Source organism: Amycolatopsis sp. NBC_01307, from assembly GCF_035975215.1.
In the GTDB taxonomy this organism is placed as follows: domain Bacteria; phylum Actinomycetota; class Actinomycetes; order Mycobacteriales; family Pseudonocardiaceae; genus Amycolatopsis.
This window is the reverse complement of sequence record NZ_CP108403.1, coordinates 2,261,203-2,275,261: the sequence shown is the minus strand read 5'-3', so window position 1 is coordinate 2,275,261 and position 14,059 is coordinate 2,261,203. Positions and strand designations below refer to the sequence as shown.

Genomic DNA, 14,059 nt, shown 5'->3' with positions numbered 1-14,059 from the left:
GCGTAACGTCGATTGACGGGTGCGGTTCTCGCACTCACGACTCCTGGAGGTTCTCGTGATTCGACGACCCCTGCGCACCGTGGCCGCCCTCGTCGGCGCCGCGGCCGCGGCCACCGCTTTCGCGACCCCGGCCTCGGCGGCCGCCGCGCCGTTGACCGAAGCCGCCGGCCCGGCCGCGCTGGCCGCCGCGCAGCACACGCTCGGCGGCTCCCTGGGCAGCGCTTTCGGGCTGTCCTGGCTGGACACCACCACCGGCGGCTTGGTCGTCGGCACGACCGACGCGGCCCGCGCGGCGCAGATCCGCGCCGCCGGGGCGACGCCGAAAGTGGTGCGGCACAGCGCGTCCGAGCTGAAGGGCGTCCAGTCGACGCTGGATCGCAGAGCCACCGGCGTACCCGCCTCGGTCGCCGGCTGGTACGTCGACGCGCCCGCCAACGAGGTCGTCGTGAGCGTGGTGGGCGGCGACCCGGCAGGTGTCGCGTGGGCCACCGCGGGCGGCGCGCCGGTGCGGGTGGAGCGCGTCGCCCGGGCGCCGCGGCCGCTGTGGGACGCCATCGGCGGGCAGGGCCTTTACTTCAACGGCGGCGCCTGTTCGATCGGGTTCAACGCGTACAACGACAACGACGTCCACTTCGTCATCACCGCCGGGCACTGCACGGAACTCGGCGGCGCGGTGAGCGGCGTCGGCGGCCCCATCGGCAAGGTGGCGAAATCGTCGTTCCCCGACAACGACTACGGCACCGTCAAGGTGACCAGTGACGCCGTCTCGACGCCGCCGCGGGTGGACCGCCACGAGGACGGCACCGACGTGCGGATCGACGGCACGGACGTCGTGCCGGTCGGCGGCCGGATCTGCCGGTCCGGCATCACCACCCACTGGCAGTGCGGCCGTGTGGTGGCGCTCGACCAGGCCGTGAACTACGGCGACGGCAACCTCGTGTACGGGCTCACGCACACCGACGCCTGCGCCGAACCCGGCGACTCGGGCGGCTCGTTCGTCAGCCGTCCCGCCGCGGGGTCCGGCACCAAGCTGGTGCAGGCCCAGGGCATGACGTCCGGCGGGTCCGGTGACTGCGAGACCGGCGGCGACACGTTCTTCCAGCCCGTGCGGGAGGTGCTGGACCGCTACGGCCTCACTCTCGAAACCAACTGACACCCGCTGACGGCTCGGCGGTCTCCCGGAGGCCGCCGATGCCGAGCGAGTCGTCGGGTGCCGGCGCTGTTCCGGGTTCCGCTTCCGGTTCCGCTTCCGGTTCCGGTTCTTCCGCTTCGGTTTCCGGCTCGGGCGGGTCCTCCAGGAAGTCCGCCGTCGGCACGTACAGCAACGCGCCGGTGTGCGGGGTCGAGAAGTCGAGGATGCGGTCGTGGTTCCCGGGCGGCGACCCGACGAACATGTTCTCCAGCATCCGCTCGATCACCACGGGCGACTTCGCGTAGCCGATGAAGTAGGTGCCGAACTCGCCGTACGCCGGGCGGCCGAACGGCATGTTGTCGCGCAGGATGTCCAGCTCGTTGCCGTCGTCGTCGGTGATCACGTTGAGCGCGATGTGGGAATCGCTCGGCTTCTCCGCGTCCGAAAGCTCCACATCGGACAGTTTGCGCCGACCGATCACCCGCTCCTGCTCTTCGGTGGACAGCGCGTTCCACGCCGTCATGTCGTGCAGGTACTTCTGGACGACGACGTAGCTGCCGCCGTCGAACCCGCCGTCGTCGTCGACGTACACGGCCGCGCGGGCGGCGCGGCCGGTCGGGTTCTCGGTGCCGTCGACGAAGCCGAGCACGTCGCGCGCGTCGAAGTAGCGGAAACCCTGCACCTCGTCGACGACGGTGACCGCGCCGGCGAGCCGCGCCATGATCAGCGTCTCCAGCTCGAAGCACAGGTCCATCCGGTCCGCGCGGAAGTGGAACAGGAGGTCGGCGTCACTCGTCACGCTTTCGTGGCGCTCGCCCTTGAACACGGGCAGCTCGTGCAGCTCGGCCGGGCGCGGGCTGCCGTAGACCCGGTCCCAGGCGGCGGAGCCGATCCCGGCCAGGCAGGAGAGGCCGCCGGTCAGCGACCGGAACCCGACGGACCGCCGCAACCCGGGCAGGTCGGCCAGCAGGTCCTTGACGACGTCCTCGCCGCCGAAGTCGATCCGCAGCAGCAGGAAGATGGCGGCGCGGGTGAGGGGTCCGGCGATCTCCTCGGCGTCACCCGGCGAGGCCTCTTTCGAAAGCATCCGCGACGATAGCATTCGCCGCCATCGCTCCCTCCTCCTACATTGGGGGACATGACTTCCACCGCCGACAAGGCCAAGCGCTTGCAGGAGCTGCACGCGGCTCCGGAACTGCTGCTCGTCGTCAACGTCTGGGACGCGATCACGGCGAAGGTCGTCGCCGAGACGCCGGGCACGCAGGCCCTCGCCACCCCGAGCCACGGCATCGCCGCCTCCCGCGGCTACCCGGACGGCGAAAAGATCCCGCGCGACGAGATGATCGCCGAAGTCGCCCTGATCGTGCGCACGGCGGGCGACCTGCCCGTCTCCGCCGACCTCGAAGCCGGCTACGGCGACCCGGGCGGCACCATCGCCCGGGCCATCGAGGCCGGCGCCGTCGGGGCGAACCTCGAAGACCAGATGAAGCCGCTCGCCGAGTCGGTCAAGGCGGTCGAGGCGGCCGTCGCCGCGGCGCAGTCGGCCGGTGTCGACTTCGTGCTCAACGCCCGCACCGACGCGTTTCTCAAGATCGGCGACCAGGAGGAGGCGCTGACCGAGGCGATCACCCGCGGCCGCGCCTACCTCGACGCGGGCGCGTCGAACTTCTTCGCCCCCGGCAAGCTCGACGAGACCCAGGTCGGCCGCCTGGTCGAGGCGCTCGGTGAGCGCAAGGTCAACCTGATCGGCATCCCGGGCTCGATCCCCCTGGCCGTCGCGCAGAAGCTCGGCGTCTCCCGGGTGTCGTACGGGCCGTGGAGCCAGAACGTCGCGCTGACCGCGCTGGCCAAGCTGGCCGAAGACGTCTACGGCGGCGGTGGCCTGCCCGCCGACACCCGCAAGCTGAACTGACGGCGGATCCCTCGTTGTTTACAGTCACTGAAGTGATACGGTGACTGTAAACAACGAGAGGACGCCGCCGTGAGCGAGTTCGAGATCGTCACCGAGTACCCGCACCCCCGCGACCGCGTGTGGCGGGCGCTGACCGACCCGGCCCTGGTCCCCCGGTGGACGTCCACCGGCCAGGGCGGCCGTCCCGAGGGGTTCGTCCCCGAGGTCGGCACGCGGTTCCGGTTCGTCGGCAAGCCCATGCCCGGCTGGGACGGCGTCGTCCGCTGCGAGGTCCTCGCCGCCGACGCGCCGGCCTTGCTGCGCTTCACCTGGCGCAACAAGGAAACCGACGAGCCGAGCTTCGTCACCTACCGCCTCGAGGACACCGCCGCGGGCACCCGCTTCACCTACTCGCACACCGGTTTCCGCGGCGTCGGCGGGCTCGTCATGTCCCGCCTGCTGCAGCGGGTCCGCCGCCGGATGCTGGCCGAGGGCCTGCCGCCGGTGCTCGACGACCTCGGCGCCGCCGCCTGAAGCTCAGGGCGGCTCAGGCGAGGTCCGGGATCAGCTCGCCTATCAGGCGGATGCTCTTCAGCACCTTGTCGTGCGGGATGCCGCCGATCTGCTGCAGGCACATCAGCCGGTCGATGCCGAGATCGGCGTAGGCCTGCAGCTTCTTGCGGCAGGTGTCCGGGCTGCCGACGATCAGCGAGTCCTGCGCGCTCAGCACCTCGAAGATCTCGTCGTCCGGCACCGATTCCCCTTGCAGGATCCGGGCGATCAGCAGGTTCGCGTCCGTCGGGCCGTTCTGCGCCTCGCCGCGCAGGAACTCACCCGTCAGGCCACCGCCGTCCGGCGCCGCCACCAGCTCCTGCTGGCGGGCGTTGAGGCGGACGAACTCGTTGGCCGCCTCGAAGAACGTCAACGCCGTCACGGTGTACCAGGCCGCGGCCGCGGCGGCGCCGTTGCGCATCGCCTCCTCGTCGGTGTCCGCGCAGTGCACGAACGTGAAGAAGCCGACCTGGTTGTTGACGAACGCGCCGACCGGGTCGGTGCACTGCGCGGCCGCCGCCCGGTACAGGCCGATCAGCCGGCCGGCGCGCTCCAGCGACTCCCACATCGTCGTGCCCAGCACGCCGACGCCGCGGCGCCCGGCCTCCTCGAAGGAGGACGCGCTCGCCGCCGCCTGCCACAGCGGCGGATGGGGCCGCTGCAAGGGTTTCGGCCCGATCGCGACGTCGTCGACGCGGTAGGCGTCGCTCTCGTGGGAGAACCGTTCGGAGGTCCACATCCGCGGCACCATCTCGAAGGCTTCCTGTGTCTGGGCGCGGGCGTCGTCCGGCTCGATGCCGAACAGGCGCCACTCCGGGATCGTCGAGCGGGTCAGGCCGAGCTCGACCCGGCCGCCGCTGAGGTGGTCGAGCGTCGCGGCGCGCTCGGCGACGCGGATCGGGTGGTTGAACCGGCCCGGCGCGAGCACCGCGGAGTGCCCGAGCCGGATCCGGCTGGTGCGCTGGGAAAGCGCCGCCAGCATCAGCTCCGGCGCGGACGACAGGCTGAACTCCCCCGCGCCGTGGTGCTCGACCTGCCACCAGCACCCGTAGCCCAGTTCGTCCGCGAGAACGGCCTGTTCGATCGCCTGGCCGAACCTGAGCTGCTCGTGGCCTTCGGGCCACGGCCGGGGGTTCTGGATCTCGTTGAACAGGTCGATCTGCATCCACGGCCTCCGGCTGCTCGGGTCTGCTCCTCGATGGCACTGAGAAGTCAGTCCCCGAGAGCGACGGCTCCGTTACTCATGTCGCACGTTCGGCGCAGTACTTCCGGCGGGCTACGGGTTCCGCGGCCAGAAGCCGCAGTGGTGGTCGGATCCGCTGTCGACGACGTTCTCACCGGCGGCCGTCAGGCTCAGCACGCTCGTCGAGGTGGCGGTCCCCGGGACGATGTCCGCCGCCCCGGGCGCGGCCGGGGTCCCGGTGCGGGCGAAGCCGCTCCAGTAGCCGACCATCCGCTCCCCGAGCCGGGCCTGGGCGGGATCGGTGAGCAGGTTCTTGCCGCCGAGGTCGAACAGGTACGGCGTGTCGGTGGCGTGCGCCGCGCCCTGGGCCATGCCGGGCACGTTGACCTGGTTGACGTTCGGCGCGTGCGACTCGGCGAACTCGTACGGGAACACCTTGGTCGTGCGCGCCAAGGCCTGGTTGCCGGCCAGAGTGGGACAGCTCCACGCCGCGTCGGTGATCACCGTCGAGAACGCCTCGACCGGCGTCGGGAACCGCTGCAGCGGGTACTCGCGCAGGACGTCCGCGGCGCGGACGCCGAACGCCGCCCGCACGAGCTGCGGGTAGGTCGCCTCGGTGATCGAGGACGGGTCGGCCATCGCCGCGCCGCCCATGAACGAGCGGGCTTCGTCGTGGTTGCCGCCCGAGAGGACCGGGATGCGGGCGATCCGGCCGGCGCGGACCGCGTCCGGCGGGTTCTCCGGCAGCAGTTCGGTGCCGTAGGCGAGGTGGTCGGAGAACGCCGTGCTCACCGGCAGCAGCTTGTCGGCGGGCAGGCGGCGAAGGCACTGCAGCGCGCCGGAACCCGTGCAGCCCAGCTGATTCGCGGTCACGACGCCGTCGGCCTGGTCGGTGGCCAGCGAGGTGTAGGGCGTCTGCGCCGGGACGCCGGGGAACAGGCCGCCGGCGGGCCAGTTCAGGAAGCAGGAGCCGGACGAGATCGCGACGCGCTGGACGAGCCCGGCGGCCTGCGGCGAGGTGAGCAGCGCGCACGCCGACATCCCGCCCGCGGACTCGCCGAAGACGGTCAGGTTGGCCGGGTCGCCGCCGAAGGCCGCGGCGTTGTCCTTCGCCCAGTGGGTGGCGGCGAGCTGGTCGGCGAAGCCGAAGTTCCCCGAACCGGCCAGGCCGGGCAGCCCGAGGTAGCCGAAGACGCCGAGGCGGTAGTTGACCGTGACCACGACGACGTGCCCGCGCGAGGCCAGCCGCTGGGCGTCGTAGTCGGCACCGGAGCCGCTGGTGTAACCCCCGCCGTGCCACCACACCATGACCGGCAGCCGCTCGCCGGGCGCTTGGTCGCGCGGGGTCGTCACGTTGAGGAACAGGCAGTCCTCGGACGTCCCGGCGGCCTGCGTCCCCTGGGAGCAGCGGGCGCCGGGGCGGGTCGCGTCGACGACGCCGGCCGGGGCCGGCGCGGGCTGCGGCGCGGTCCAGCGGCGCTCCCCCGTCGGCGCGAGCGCGTAGCGGACGCCGAGGAACTCCCGCGCCGACGCGGTGGCCAGGCCGTGCACCTGACCGCTGGTGGTGCCGACGGTCAGCTGCGGCCCTTCGGGTGGCGGGCTCGAGCACGCGGCCGCGGTCAGGGCCAGCGCCACGGTCAGCGCGCCGGCGATCCGGGCTCGGACGGTCATGGGGTTTCCTTTCGGGTCGCCAGGTCGAACGTGCGGACCAGTTCGTCGCGCACCCGCGCCGCCGTGGCGGGCGTGCGGTCGGCGGTGACGCGGACCAGGGCGGCGTCGAGCGCGGCGCGGATCGTGCCGGCCATGATCGCGACGTCGAAGGCCCGGAACTCGCCGGCCTCGACCCCGGCGCGCAGCAACGCGCCGACGTCGTCCAGCTCGGTCTGGTGGTGCCGGGTGCCGTCCCGCTCCTGCGCGGTGAAGACGGCGCTGAGCGCGGCCAGGTGCCGGGGATAAGCGGCGTAGAACTCGATACTGCCGCCGATGAAGGCGAGCAGGCTCGCCCGCGGCGACCCGGCCCGGACGACCCGCGGCCCCAGCTCCGCTCCGGCGAGCGCGTACACCGTCCGGACGACCTCGGCGACCAGGTCGGCGCGGTCCCGGAAGTGGTAGGTGAGCACGCCGCGGCTGACCCCGGCCGCCCGCGCGATCCGCACGGTGGACGCGGCGGCGTACCCGTCGCGGGCGAGCACGTCGATGGCCGCGTCCACCAGCTGCGCCCGGCGCGCGGCGTGGACGGCCGTCTCGCTGCTCCGTTCGGGGGCCACACTTGGTGATAGCCCGTGGCGGCCGCGGTTAAACAGTCCTGTTCAGAGTGACGACGTTTCGGCGCGGAATCCGTAGACCATCACCCGATCCGGTGAACTATTCCGACACGCACCTCACCTGATTGCGCATTCAGCCCGATCATGTACGGCCTACCGGGCGATGGGGGACAGTCTTTCGGGTACACCACGGTCTGGACTGATCATCCGAACGCCCTCGTCTGCGACACTTTGGAGCTAATGGCGGGGACGCAGCGTAGCGACCCGCCGGAGCGCAGGGGTGGAGGACGGATGACCACGCACCACCGACAGGCGGGCTTGCGTGCATGGACGCACCGCCCGCGCCACGCCCGCCGCTCGACCACCGGGCTGTCCCCGATCCTGGTCCTGGCGGCGACGATCCTGCTCCTCGCCGACACGGCTCTCGGCGTCACGGTGGTGATCCTCGTGTTCGCCACGCTGACCGTGCTGTGGACGGTCCGCCGGCCGCTGCGCAGGGCCGCGCGAGACCTGGACACGATCTTGACGGAGGAGCTGGGCCCCCGCCACCGCCGCGACGGCCTCCACTTCGCCGACCCGGCCCCCGCACAGAGCTAAGCCACCCGAAACTCGCGCCGGCCGCTCGTCGGCCACTCCGGGCAGGGTGTTGGCCGCTGCGGGCAGTGTTGGCCGGTCGAGGCAGAGTGTTGGCCACTCCGGACGCCATGCTGGCCACTCCTGGCACCGTGTTGACTGCTTCGAGCGCTGAGTCGGCCACTCCAGCCGCGCGTTGGCCGATCCGGCCGCCGTGTTGGTCGTTGCGGGCAACGTGTTCGGCCCGTCCGGCACCGTCTCGGCTGCTCCAGGCAGAGTGTTGGCCGCCGCGGGCAGTGTGTCGGCCGCTCCGGCAGCCGTGTTGGCAGTTCCGGCCAGTGTGCTGGCCACTCCGGGCACAGTGTCGGCCGCTCTCGGCAGCGTGTTGGCGGCCGCCGGCCGCCGCGTTTGGCAATCCCGGGCACAGTGCAGCACCGTTGGGCCCGGGATTCGGCCCTCTCGCCGCCGCACGTGGCTGCTCCGGGCGGTGTTTTGGCCGCCACGGCCGCGGTGTTGGCGCTCCACCGGCCATGTTGGCCACTCCGAGCGCCGTGCCCCCACTCCAGCAGCCGCGTTGGCTGTGCCCAGGCCCGCGCGTTGGCCGTCGCGGGCGCAGTAACTGGCGCCCCGGGTAGCGTTGTCAGCCACTCCGGCCTCCGTGTTGGCCGCCCCGGCGGCCGTCTTTGGCCGGGTCGCCGAGGCGCGTGCTCCGGCTGTCCTACTCCGGGCGGCCGTTCCAGTGCACCACGTCCGGCCACTCCAGGAACTTCCGCAGGTGCTGCTCCTCCGAACGCCCGTGCAGCGGGAAGCGGAACACCGAACCGTCCGGCCAGGTCAGCTCCTGCTTGCGGAAGCCGACCGCCGGAGCCTCGGGTTTCCGGGCCTCCCAGACGATCCGCGGCGCCGGCGCGTCGGCCGGGTCGACGTACGTCGAGCCCGTGTCCACCACGGCTACCGCCGTCGGGGAGAACGCCAGCCATGGGCCGCTCGCCGAGCCCAGGCGGTCGGTCAGGTCCAGCGCCTGGGCGTCCGCCGGGCCTGACACGCGGATCTCCCGCTGGAACGGACGGCCCCCGCCGCCGCCGTTGGCCAGGACGAAGACGGACACGACCGCGCCGCCGATGCCGCGGGCGATGTTCCAGAAGAACCGGCGGATCAGCCGCTTTCCCGCCACCGTCCCGTCGTGGCGGCGGCCGGGGACGTCGAAACCCAGGTCCGTGTCCCCCAGGCGCAGGACGATCACCGGCTCGTGCCAGTGGTCCCGGAGAACACCCTCGACGCGTTCCCGGAAGCCCGGACGGACTTGGGCGTCGGCCGACCAGCGTTCCGCGCGGTCCTGGAGTTCGGCCGCCCGCGTCTCTAGATGTCCAGGTCCTTCCGGGTGTCCTCCGGACTCCGGTCCCCGCCGATCTCGCTCTTGTCGAACCACGGTTCGTCCCCCTCGGGCGTGACAGCTTCCTTGCCCTCGGCGAAGGCGCCCTTCGCCGCGCCGATGCCCGCCTTGACGCCCGCGCCGGCTAGCAGCGGTCCGGCGCCCGCCGAGGTGCCGAACATCGTCGTGAGCACCCGGTTGCTCGGCTGGAAGCCCTGGGCGACCGCGCCGAAGCCGAACTTGGTCTGGCCGGGCATCACGCCGACCCGCAGCTTGGTGGTGAACTCGACCAGCTTCGTCGAGTACTTCGCCATGAACTCGATGAAGGTGTCGAGCAGCTTGCCGAACTTGCCCAGGTAGCCGGTCACCTTCTTCAGCACGCTGGCGGCCTTGGCGACCGACGCGGTCATCGCGGCGGCCACCGAGCTGCCGAAGCTGATCACCGACGCCGCCAGCGCGGGCAGCCAGAGCGTGATCAGCCAGGACACCAGCTCGGTGATGATCCCCTTGATCACCTCTTCGATGACGACCATGACCATCGACCACATCTGCAGCACCTCGGCCACCGAACCAGCGGCCGAGCCGACGCCGCGGATGCCCGAGGAGAAGTCGCCGAGCGCTTCCTTCGCCGCGTTGCCGGCGTCGTCCACCCACTCGGCCAGCGCGGTGTCGCCGGTCTTCTCGAAGTCCTCGGCGAGCGCGACGAAGCCCTGAGCGATGGTGACGAAGTTCTCCGACGCGTGCCCGATGGCCGGGCCGTCGCCGGTGACCTGGTGCAGCGCGTCCTGCAGCGGCTGGACCAGCTCGAGCAGCATGTTCAGGCCGTGGCTGACGAGCCAGCCGATCGGGTCCATGGCGAAGGTGACCATGTCGCCGGCGGCCGCGCCGACGAACTTCGCGCCGTCGCCGACCAGCGCGCCGCCCGCGGAGGCCAGCTCGCCGAAGTTGCCCGCCTGGGCCGCCTGCTGGGCGTGCTCCCCGATGGACTTGCCCGCCTTGTAGGCCGTGCCCGCCACCGGCACGTAACCCGCCGCGCGGTCGAGGTTCGCGCCCGTGCTCTCGTCGTAGGGCTGGACGTCCAGCGCGTCGGCGATGCTCTTGTGCTCGCTCACTTGCCCTCCCCGATCGCGTCGATCTGCGCCTCGTACCGGCCGAACGTGATCACGCCGGCGTCTTCCATGCCCTGGTACATCTCCGCGGCCTTGGTCAGCTTCGTGGTGAAGCCGTCGACGCCGTCCTTCAGGTCGGTCAGCAGCGACCGCAGCTCGCCGAGCCGGTCGGTGTAGCCCTGCTTCGCGAACAGGCCGATGAGCCCCCACGCCTCGTCCGTGACGTCGGCGGCGTCGATCTTGGCGCCGAACTTGTCGGCTTCCTGCTCGTAGAACGGCAGCTGCCGGGCGTACGCGGAGATCGCGCCGATGTTGGTCTGGATTCCTTCTGGCATCGCGGGAGCTCTCTCGGTCGGGGTCAGTCGCGGCGGAGGATCGTGTTCTCTTCGAAGTAGTCGTCGTCCCGCGGGGCGGGCCGGCGTCGCGGTGCGGCCTGGGGCTGCTGCGGCCCCTGGGGCTCCGACGCAGGGGGTTCCGCCGTGGTTCCGAAGGCTTCGGTCTGGGCCTCGCGCACCTGCTCCTGCGTGTTGACGCCGAGCGTGTCGCCGAAGGCGTCGTCCACGATCCCGGCCTGCTGCTGGACGGCCCCGGCCACGGCCTGGCGCAGGGTGGTCATGATGATCGCCGCCAGCCGGCCCGCTTCGAGGTGCGTGGCCCCCGCGGCGAGCCGCAGGTCGGTGACGGTCCCGCCGGCCCCGGCCACGACCGTGACGTTGCCGTCCGGCGAGGTCACGGTCGTCGCCACCTGGGCGATCCGCTCCTGCATGTCGCCGACCCCGGCGAACCGGGTCTCGGCCTGGCGAACCTTCGCCTGGAAGTTCTGGAACTGGGCGATCAGCTCGTCCATGTGCGCGGACATCGTGTCTCCCTTGCGCGGTCTGGTGACATCCGCCCGCATGATGTCAGATCCGCGGGGGGTTTCGGTCCGTTTTCGGAGTTTCGCCCCGGGGTGGGCGACGGCCGTGCCCCCGCACCCGGCCCGATGTGTATCCGCCGCGGCACCGGGTAGCCGTACCGCACCCCAGGAAAGGTGGACGATGAACGACAAGGCGGAACACAAGGCCGAAGAGCTCAAGGGCCAGGCCAAGGAAAAGGTCGGCGACGCCACCGGGAACGAGCAGTGGCAGGCCGAAGGCAAGGCCGAGCAGGGCAAGGGCGCCCTCAAGCAGGCCGCCGACAAGGTCAAGGACGCCGTGACGGGTCACAAGGACTGATCTCACCGGGCCCCGGCCCGAAACGGCCGCCGCACTCCGGAGTGCGGCGGCCGTTTCACGTCCCGGTTATTCCCGGGCCGCCGGGAAACTTCCCACTTTCCCATCCCCTGGCCACTCCGGCCCGGCCACCGGGAACCGGCGCACACTGAGGCGACGGGACGAGGGAAGGAAAGCCGGGATGGCAGCAGGGAACGGACCACGGATCGCCGTCGCGCTGGACGGTGCCGGGTGGCACCCCGCCGCGTGGCGGGAGCCGGGGGCGCGGCCGGGTGAGCTGCTCACCGCGGGGTACTGGGCCGACCTGGTCCGCGAGGCCGAAGCGGCCAAGCTGGACTTCGTCACCCTCGAGGACTCGCTGGCCCTGCAGACCGAGCAGTACCTCGACCGGCCGGGCGAACGCACCGACCTCGTCCAGGGCCGCCTCGACGCGGTGCTGATCGCCGCCCGCGTCGCGCCGCTGACCTCGCACATCGGGCTCGTGCCGACCGCGATCGTCACCCACACCGAGCCGTTCCACCTGTCGAAGGCGATCGCGACGCTCGACTACGTCAGCGGCGGCCGGGCCGGCGTCCGCGTCCAGGTCGCCGGGCGGCCCGCGGACAACCGGCACTTCGGCCGACGAGAGTTCGGCGAATTCCGGCTCGAGGACTCCACCACCCCGGACGTCGTGAGCCCGCTGTCGGAGCTGTTCGACGAGGCCGCGGACTACGTCGAGGTGCTGCGCCGGCTGTGGGACAGCTGGGAGGACGACGCCGAGATCCGCGACGTCGCGACCGGCCGGTTCGTCGACCGGGAGAAGCTGCACTACATCGACTTCGAAGGCCGCTGGTTCAAGGTCAAGGGCCCGTCGATCACCCCGCGCCCGCCGCAGGGCCAGCCACCGGTCACCGCGCTGGCGCACGCCGCGGTCCCCTACCGGCTCGCCGCCCGCTCGGCCGACGTCGTCTACGTGACGCCGTTCGACCGCGCGCAGGCCGGCGAGATCGTCACCGCGGTGCGCGACGAGCAGGACCGGGCCGGCCGCGCGGCCGAGACGCTGCACGTGTTCGGCGACGTCGTCGTGTTCCTCGAGGAGACCGAGCGGGCCGCGGCCGACCGCTTGGCCCGGCTCGACGACCTCTCCGGCGCGAAGTACACCTCGGACGCCCACGTCTTCACCGGCACGCCCGCCGGCCTCGCCGACCTGCTGCTCGACTGGCAGGCGGCCGGGCTCTCCGGGTTCCGGCTGCGGCCGGGCGCGGTGCCGCACGACCTGACCGCGATCACCCGGGGCCTGGTCCCCGAGCTGCGCGCCCGCGGCGCCTTCCGCACCGAGTACGAGGCGGACACCCTGCGCGGCCTGCTCGGCCTCGCCAAGCCCGCCAACCGCTACGCCGCCTGAGGAGGCCCGCGATGACCCAGCCCCGCAAGCAGATCCACCTCGCGGCGCACTTCCCCGGCGTGAACAACACGACCGTGTGGAGCGACCCCGAGGCCGGCAGCCACATCGAGTTCAGCTCGTTCGTCAGGCTCGCGCAGACGGCCGAACGCGCCAAGTTCGACTTCTTCTTCCTCGCCGAGGGCCTGCGCCTGCGCGAGCAGAACGGCGAGATCTACGACCTCGACGTCGTCGGCCGCCCCGACACCTTCACCGTGCTCTCGGCGCTGGCCGCGGTCACCGAACGGCTCGGCCTGGCCGGCACCATCAACTCGACGTTCAACGAGCCGTTCGAGGTGGCCCGCCAGTTCGCCTCGCTCGACCACCTCTCCGCCGGGCGCGCGGCCTGGAACGTCGTCACGTCGTGGGACGCCTTCACCGGCGAGAACTTCCGGCGTGCCGGGTACCTCCCGCAGGACCAGCGCTACGACCGCGCCGAGACGTTCCTGCGCACCGCCTGGGAGCTGTTCGACTCCTGGCGCGGCGACGAGATCGCCGCCGACGCCGGCAGCGGCGTCTTCCTCCGGGATCCCGCCGCGGGCGCCTTTGCCCACCACGACAAGCACTTCGACATCGAGGGCCGGTTCCCGGTACCGCGCAGCCCGCAGGGCCGCCCGGTGATCATCCAGGCCGGCGACTCCGACGAGGGCCGCGAGTTCGCCGCGGCCACCGCGGACGCGATCTTCAGCCGCTACGGCACCCTGGAGGCCGGGCAGGCGTTCTACACCGACGTCAAGGGCCGGCTGGCGAAGTACGGCCGGACGTCCGAGCAGCTGGTGATCCTGCCCGCGGCGACGTTCGTCCTCGGCGACACCGACGCCGACGCCCACGAACGCGCCCACGTCGTCCGGCTGCAGCAGGTCAGCGGGCAGACCGCGATCAAGTTCCTCGAGCAGCTGTGGAACGCCGACCTGTCCGGCTACGACCCGGACGGCCCGCTGCCCGACATCGACCCGGTGCTCGGGGAGCACACGATCGCGCGCGGCCGGGCCAGCGTCCGGATGTACCGCGACCCGCAGGCCACCGCGAAGGAGTGGCGGCAGCTCGCCGAGGCGAAGAACCTGTCCATCCGCGAGCTGATCATCGAGGTCACCGGCCGGCAGACGTTCATCGGCTCCCCCGCGACCGTCGCCGCCACGATCGACGACCTGGTCCAGGCGGACGCGAGCGACGGGTTCATCCTCGTCCCGCACGTCACGCCGGGCGGGCTCGACGAGTTCGCGGACAAGGTCGTGCCGCTGCTGCAGGAACGCGGCTCGTTCCGGACCGAGTACACCGGCACCACCCTGCGCGAGCACCTCGGCCTGGACGCCTGAACACGACGACGGCCCGGGTTTCGCTCCCGGGCCGTC

General features: G+C 72.0%; 15 protein-coding genes. 7 read left to right on the top strand and 8 right to left on the bottom strand.

Going from position 1 to position 14,059, the window contains the following annotated elements; all coding sequences use genetic code 11:
• The first annotated feature begins 55 nt into the window (after positions 1-55).
• Positions 56-1,153 carry a S1 family peptidase gene (locus OG439_RS09875; protein ID WP_326949069.1) on the top strand — a complete coding sequence of 366 codons (1,098 nt, stop codon included), beginning with the start codon at positions 56-58 and terminating at the stop codon, positions 1,151-1,153.
• Here the strand turns inward: OG439_RS09875 and OG439_RS09870 are convergent.
• A complete protein-coding gene (locus tag OG439_RS09870) occupies positions 1,134-2,219 on the bottom strand; it encodes a Dyp-type peroxidase (RefSeq protein WP_326949068.1) in 1,086 nt (361 codons plus the stop codon). The two genes, OG439_RS09875 and OG439_RS09870, sit on opposite strands and share 20 nt — an antisense overlap.
• Positions 2,220-2,270: 51 nt before the next feature.
• Here OG439_RS09870 and OG439_RS09865 point away from each other — a divergent pair, with 51 nt between their 5' ends.
• Positions 2,271-3,044: an isocitrate lyase/PEP mutase family protein gene (locus tag OG439_RS09865; protein WP_326949067.1), complete on the top strand. Its 774-nt coding sequence runs from the start codon at positions 2,271-2,273 to the stop codon at positions 3,042-3,044.
• Positions 3,045-3,113: 69 nt separating this feature from the next.
• Complete coding sequence (locus tag OG439_RS09860) at positions 3,114-3,557, top strand: SRPBCC family protein (protein WP_326949066.1); 444 nt, start codon at positions 3,114-3,116, stop codon at positions 3,555-3,557.
• A 13-nt stretch (positions 3,558-3,570) separates the two neighbouring features.
• Here OG439_RS09860 and OG439_RS09855 read toward each other — a convergent pair whose 3' ends face one another.
• The 3 genes from OG439_RS09855 to OG439_RS09845 form a co-directional block, all read right to left on the bottom strand.
• Positions 3,571-4,740: an LLM class flavin-dependent oxidoreductase gene (locus OG439_RS09855; protein WP_326949065.1), complete on the bottom strand. Its 1,170-nt coding sequence runs from the start codon at positions 4,738-4,740 to the stop codon at positions 3,571-3,573.
• Between the two features lie 111 nt (positions 4,741-4,851).
• Positions 4,852-6,429 (bottom strand): carboxylesterase/lipase family protein, encoded by a 1,578-nt coding sequence (locus OG439_RS09850; protein ID WP_326949064.1) that lies wholly within the window; start codon positions 6,427-6,429, stop codon positions 4,852-4,854.
• On the bottom strand, positions 6,426-7,025 hold the full coding sequence (locus OG439_RS09845; RefSeq protein WP_326949063.1) for a TetR/AcrR family transcriptional regulator: 600 nt from the start codon (positions 7,023-7,025) through the stop codon (positions 6,426-6,428). The genes OG439_RS09850 and OG439_RS09845 overlap by 4 nt, the downstream gene beginning before the upstream one ends.
• Before the next feature lie 288 nt (positions 7,026-7,313).
• Here OG439_RS09845 and OG439_RS09840 point away from each other — a divergent pair, with 288 nt between their 5' ends.
• Positions 7,314-7,619 carry a hypothetical protein gene (locus tag OG439_RS09840; RefSeq protein ID WP_326949062.1) on the top strand — a complete coding sequence of 102 codons (306 nt, stop codon included), beginning with the start codon at positions 7,314-7,316 and terminating at the stop codon, positions 7,617-7,619.
• Positions 7,620-8,313: 694 nt separating this feature from the next.
• Here OG439_RS09840 and OG439_RS09835 read toward each other — a convergent pair.
• The 4 genes from OG439_RS09835 to OG439_RS09820 all read right to left on the bottom strand — a co-directional run bounded on the left by OG439_RS09835 (position 8,314) and on the right by OG439_RS09820 (position 10,935).
• On the bottom strand, positions 8,314-8,838 hold the full coding sequence (locus OG439_RS09835) for a hypothetical protein (RefSeq protein ID WP_326949061.1): 525 nt from the start codon (positions 8,836-8,838) through the stop codon (positions 8,314-8,316).
• 116 nt (positions 8,839-8,954) lie between these two features.
• Entirely contained in the window at positions 8,955-10,079 is a 1,125-nt protein-coding gene (locus tag OG439_RS09830; protein WP_326949060.1) for a hypothetical protein, read from the bottom strand.
• On the bottom strand, positions 10,076-10,411 hold the full coding sequence (locus OG439_RS09825) for a hypothetical protein (protein ID WP_326949059.1): 336 nt from the start codon (positions 10,409-10,411) through the stop codon (positions 10,076-10,078). The genes OG439_RS09830 and OG439_RS09825 overlap by 4 nt, the downstream gene beginning before the upstream one ends.
• Before the next feature lie 23 nt (positions 10,412-10,434).
• Positions 10,435-10,935 (bottom strand): YbaB/EbfC family nucleoid-associated protein, encoded by a 501-nt coding sequence (locus tag OG439_RS09820; protein ID WP_326949058.1) that lies wholly within the window; start codon positions 10,933-10,935, stop codon positions 10,435-10,437.
• Positions 10,936-11,113: 178 nt separating this feature from the next.
• On the opposite strand from OG439_RS09820, the gene OG439_RS09815 reads away from it, so the two are divergent.
• The 3 genes from OG439_RS09815 (at position 11,114) to OG439_RS09805 (ending at position 14,023) form a co-directional block, all read left to right on the top strand.
• Positions 11,114-11,290 (top strand): CsbD family protein, encoded by a 177-nt coding sequence (locus OG439_RS09815; RefSeq protein ID WP_323326945.1) that lies wholly within the window; start codon positions 11,114-11,116, stop codon positions 11,288-11,290.
• Between the two features lie 178 nt (positions 11,291-11,468).
• A complete protein-coding gene (locus OG439_RS09810) occupies positions 11,469-12,671 on the top strand; it encodes an LLM class flavin-dependent oxidoreductase (RefSeq protein WP_326949057.1) in 1,203 nt (400 codons plus the stop codon).
• Positions 12,672-12,682: 11 nt separating this feature from the next.
• A complete protein-coding gene (locus OG439_RS09805) occupies positions 12,683-14,023 on the top strand; it encodes an NtaA/DmoA family FMN-dependent monooxygenase (RefSeq protein ID WP_326949056.1) in 1,341 nt (446 codons plus the stop codon).
• The last annotated feature ends 36 nt before the right edge of the window (positions 14,024-14,059 follow it).

Coding starts and splice junctions, on each gene's coding strand:
- OG439_RS09815 (WP_323326945.1), top strand. CDS start 11,114: ATGAACGACAAGGCGGAACACAAGGCCGAAGAGCTCAAGGGCCAGGCC.
- OG439_RS09870 (WP_326949068.1), bottom strand. CDS start 2,219: ATGCTTTCGAAAGAGGCCTCGCCGGGTGACGCCGAGGAGATCGCCGGA.
- OG439_RS09825 (WP_326949059.1), bottom strand. CDS start 10,411: ATGCCAGAAGGAATCCAGACCAACATCGGCGCGATCTCCGCGTACGCC.
- OG439_RS09865 (WP_326949067.1), top strand. CDS start 2,271: ATGACTTCCACCGCCGACAAGGCCAAGCGCTTGCAGGAGCTGCACGCG.
- OG439_RS09805 (WP_326949056.1), top strand. CDS start 12,683: ATGACCCAGCCCCGCAAGCAGATCCACCTCGCGGCGCACTTCCCCGGC.
- OG439_RS09810 (WP_326949057.1), top strand. CDS start 11,469: ATGGCAGCAGGGAACGGACCACGGATCGCCGTCGCGCTGGACGGTGCC.
- OG439_RS09850 (WP_326949064.1), bottom strand. CDS start 6,429: ATGACCGTCCGAGCCCGGATCGCCGGCGCGCTGACCGTGGCGCTGGCC.
- OG439_RS09840 (WP_326949062.1), top strand. CDS start 7,314: ATGACCACGCACCACCGACAGGCGGGCTTGCGTGCATGGACGCACCGC.
- OG439_RS09855 (WP_326949065.1), bottom strand. CDS start 4,740: ATGCAGATCGACCTGTTCAACGAGATCCAGAACCCCCGGCCGTGGCCC.
- OG439_RS09820 (WP_326949058.1), bottom strand. CDS start 10,935: ATGTCCGCGCACATGGACGAGCTGATCGCCCAGTTCCAGAACTTCCAG.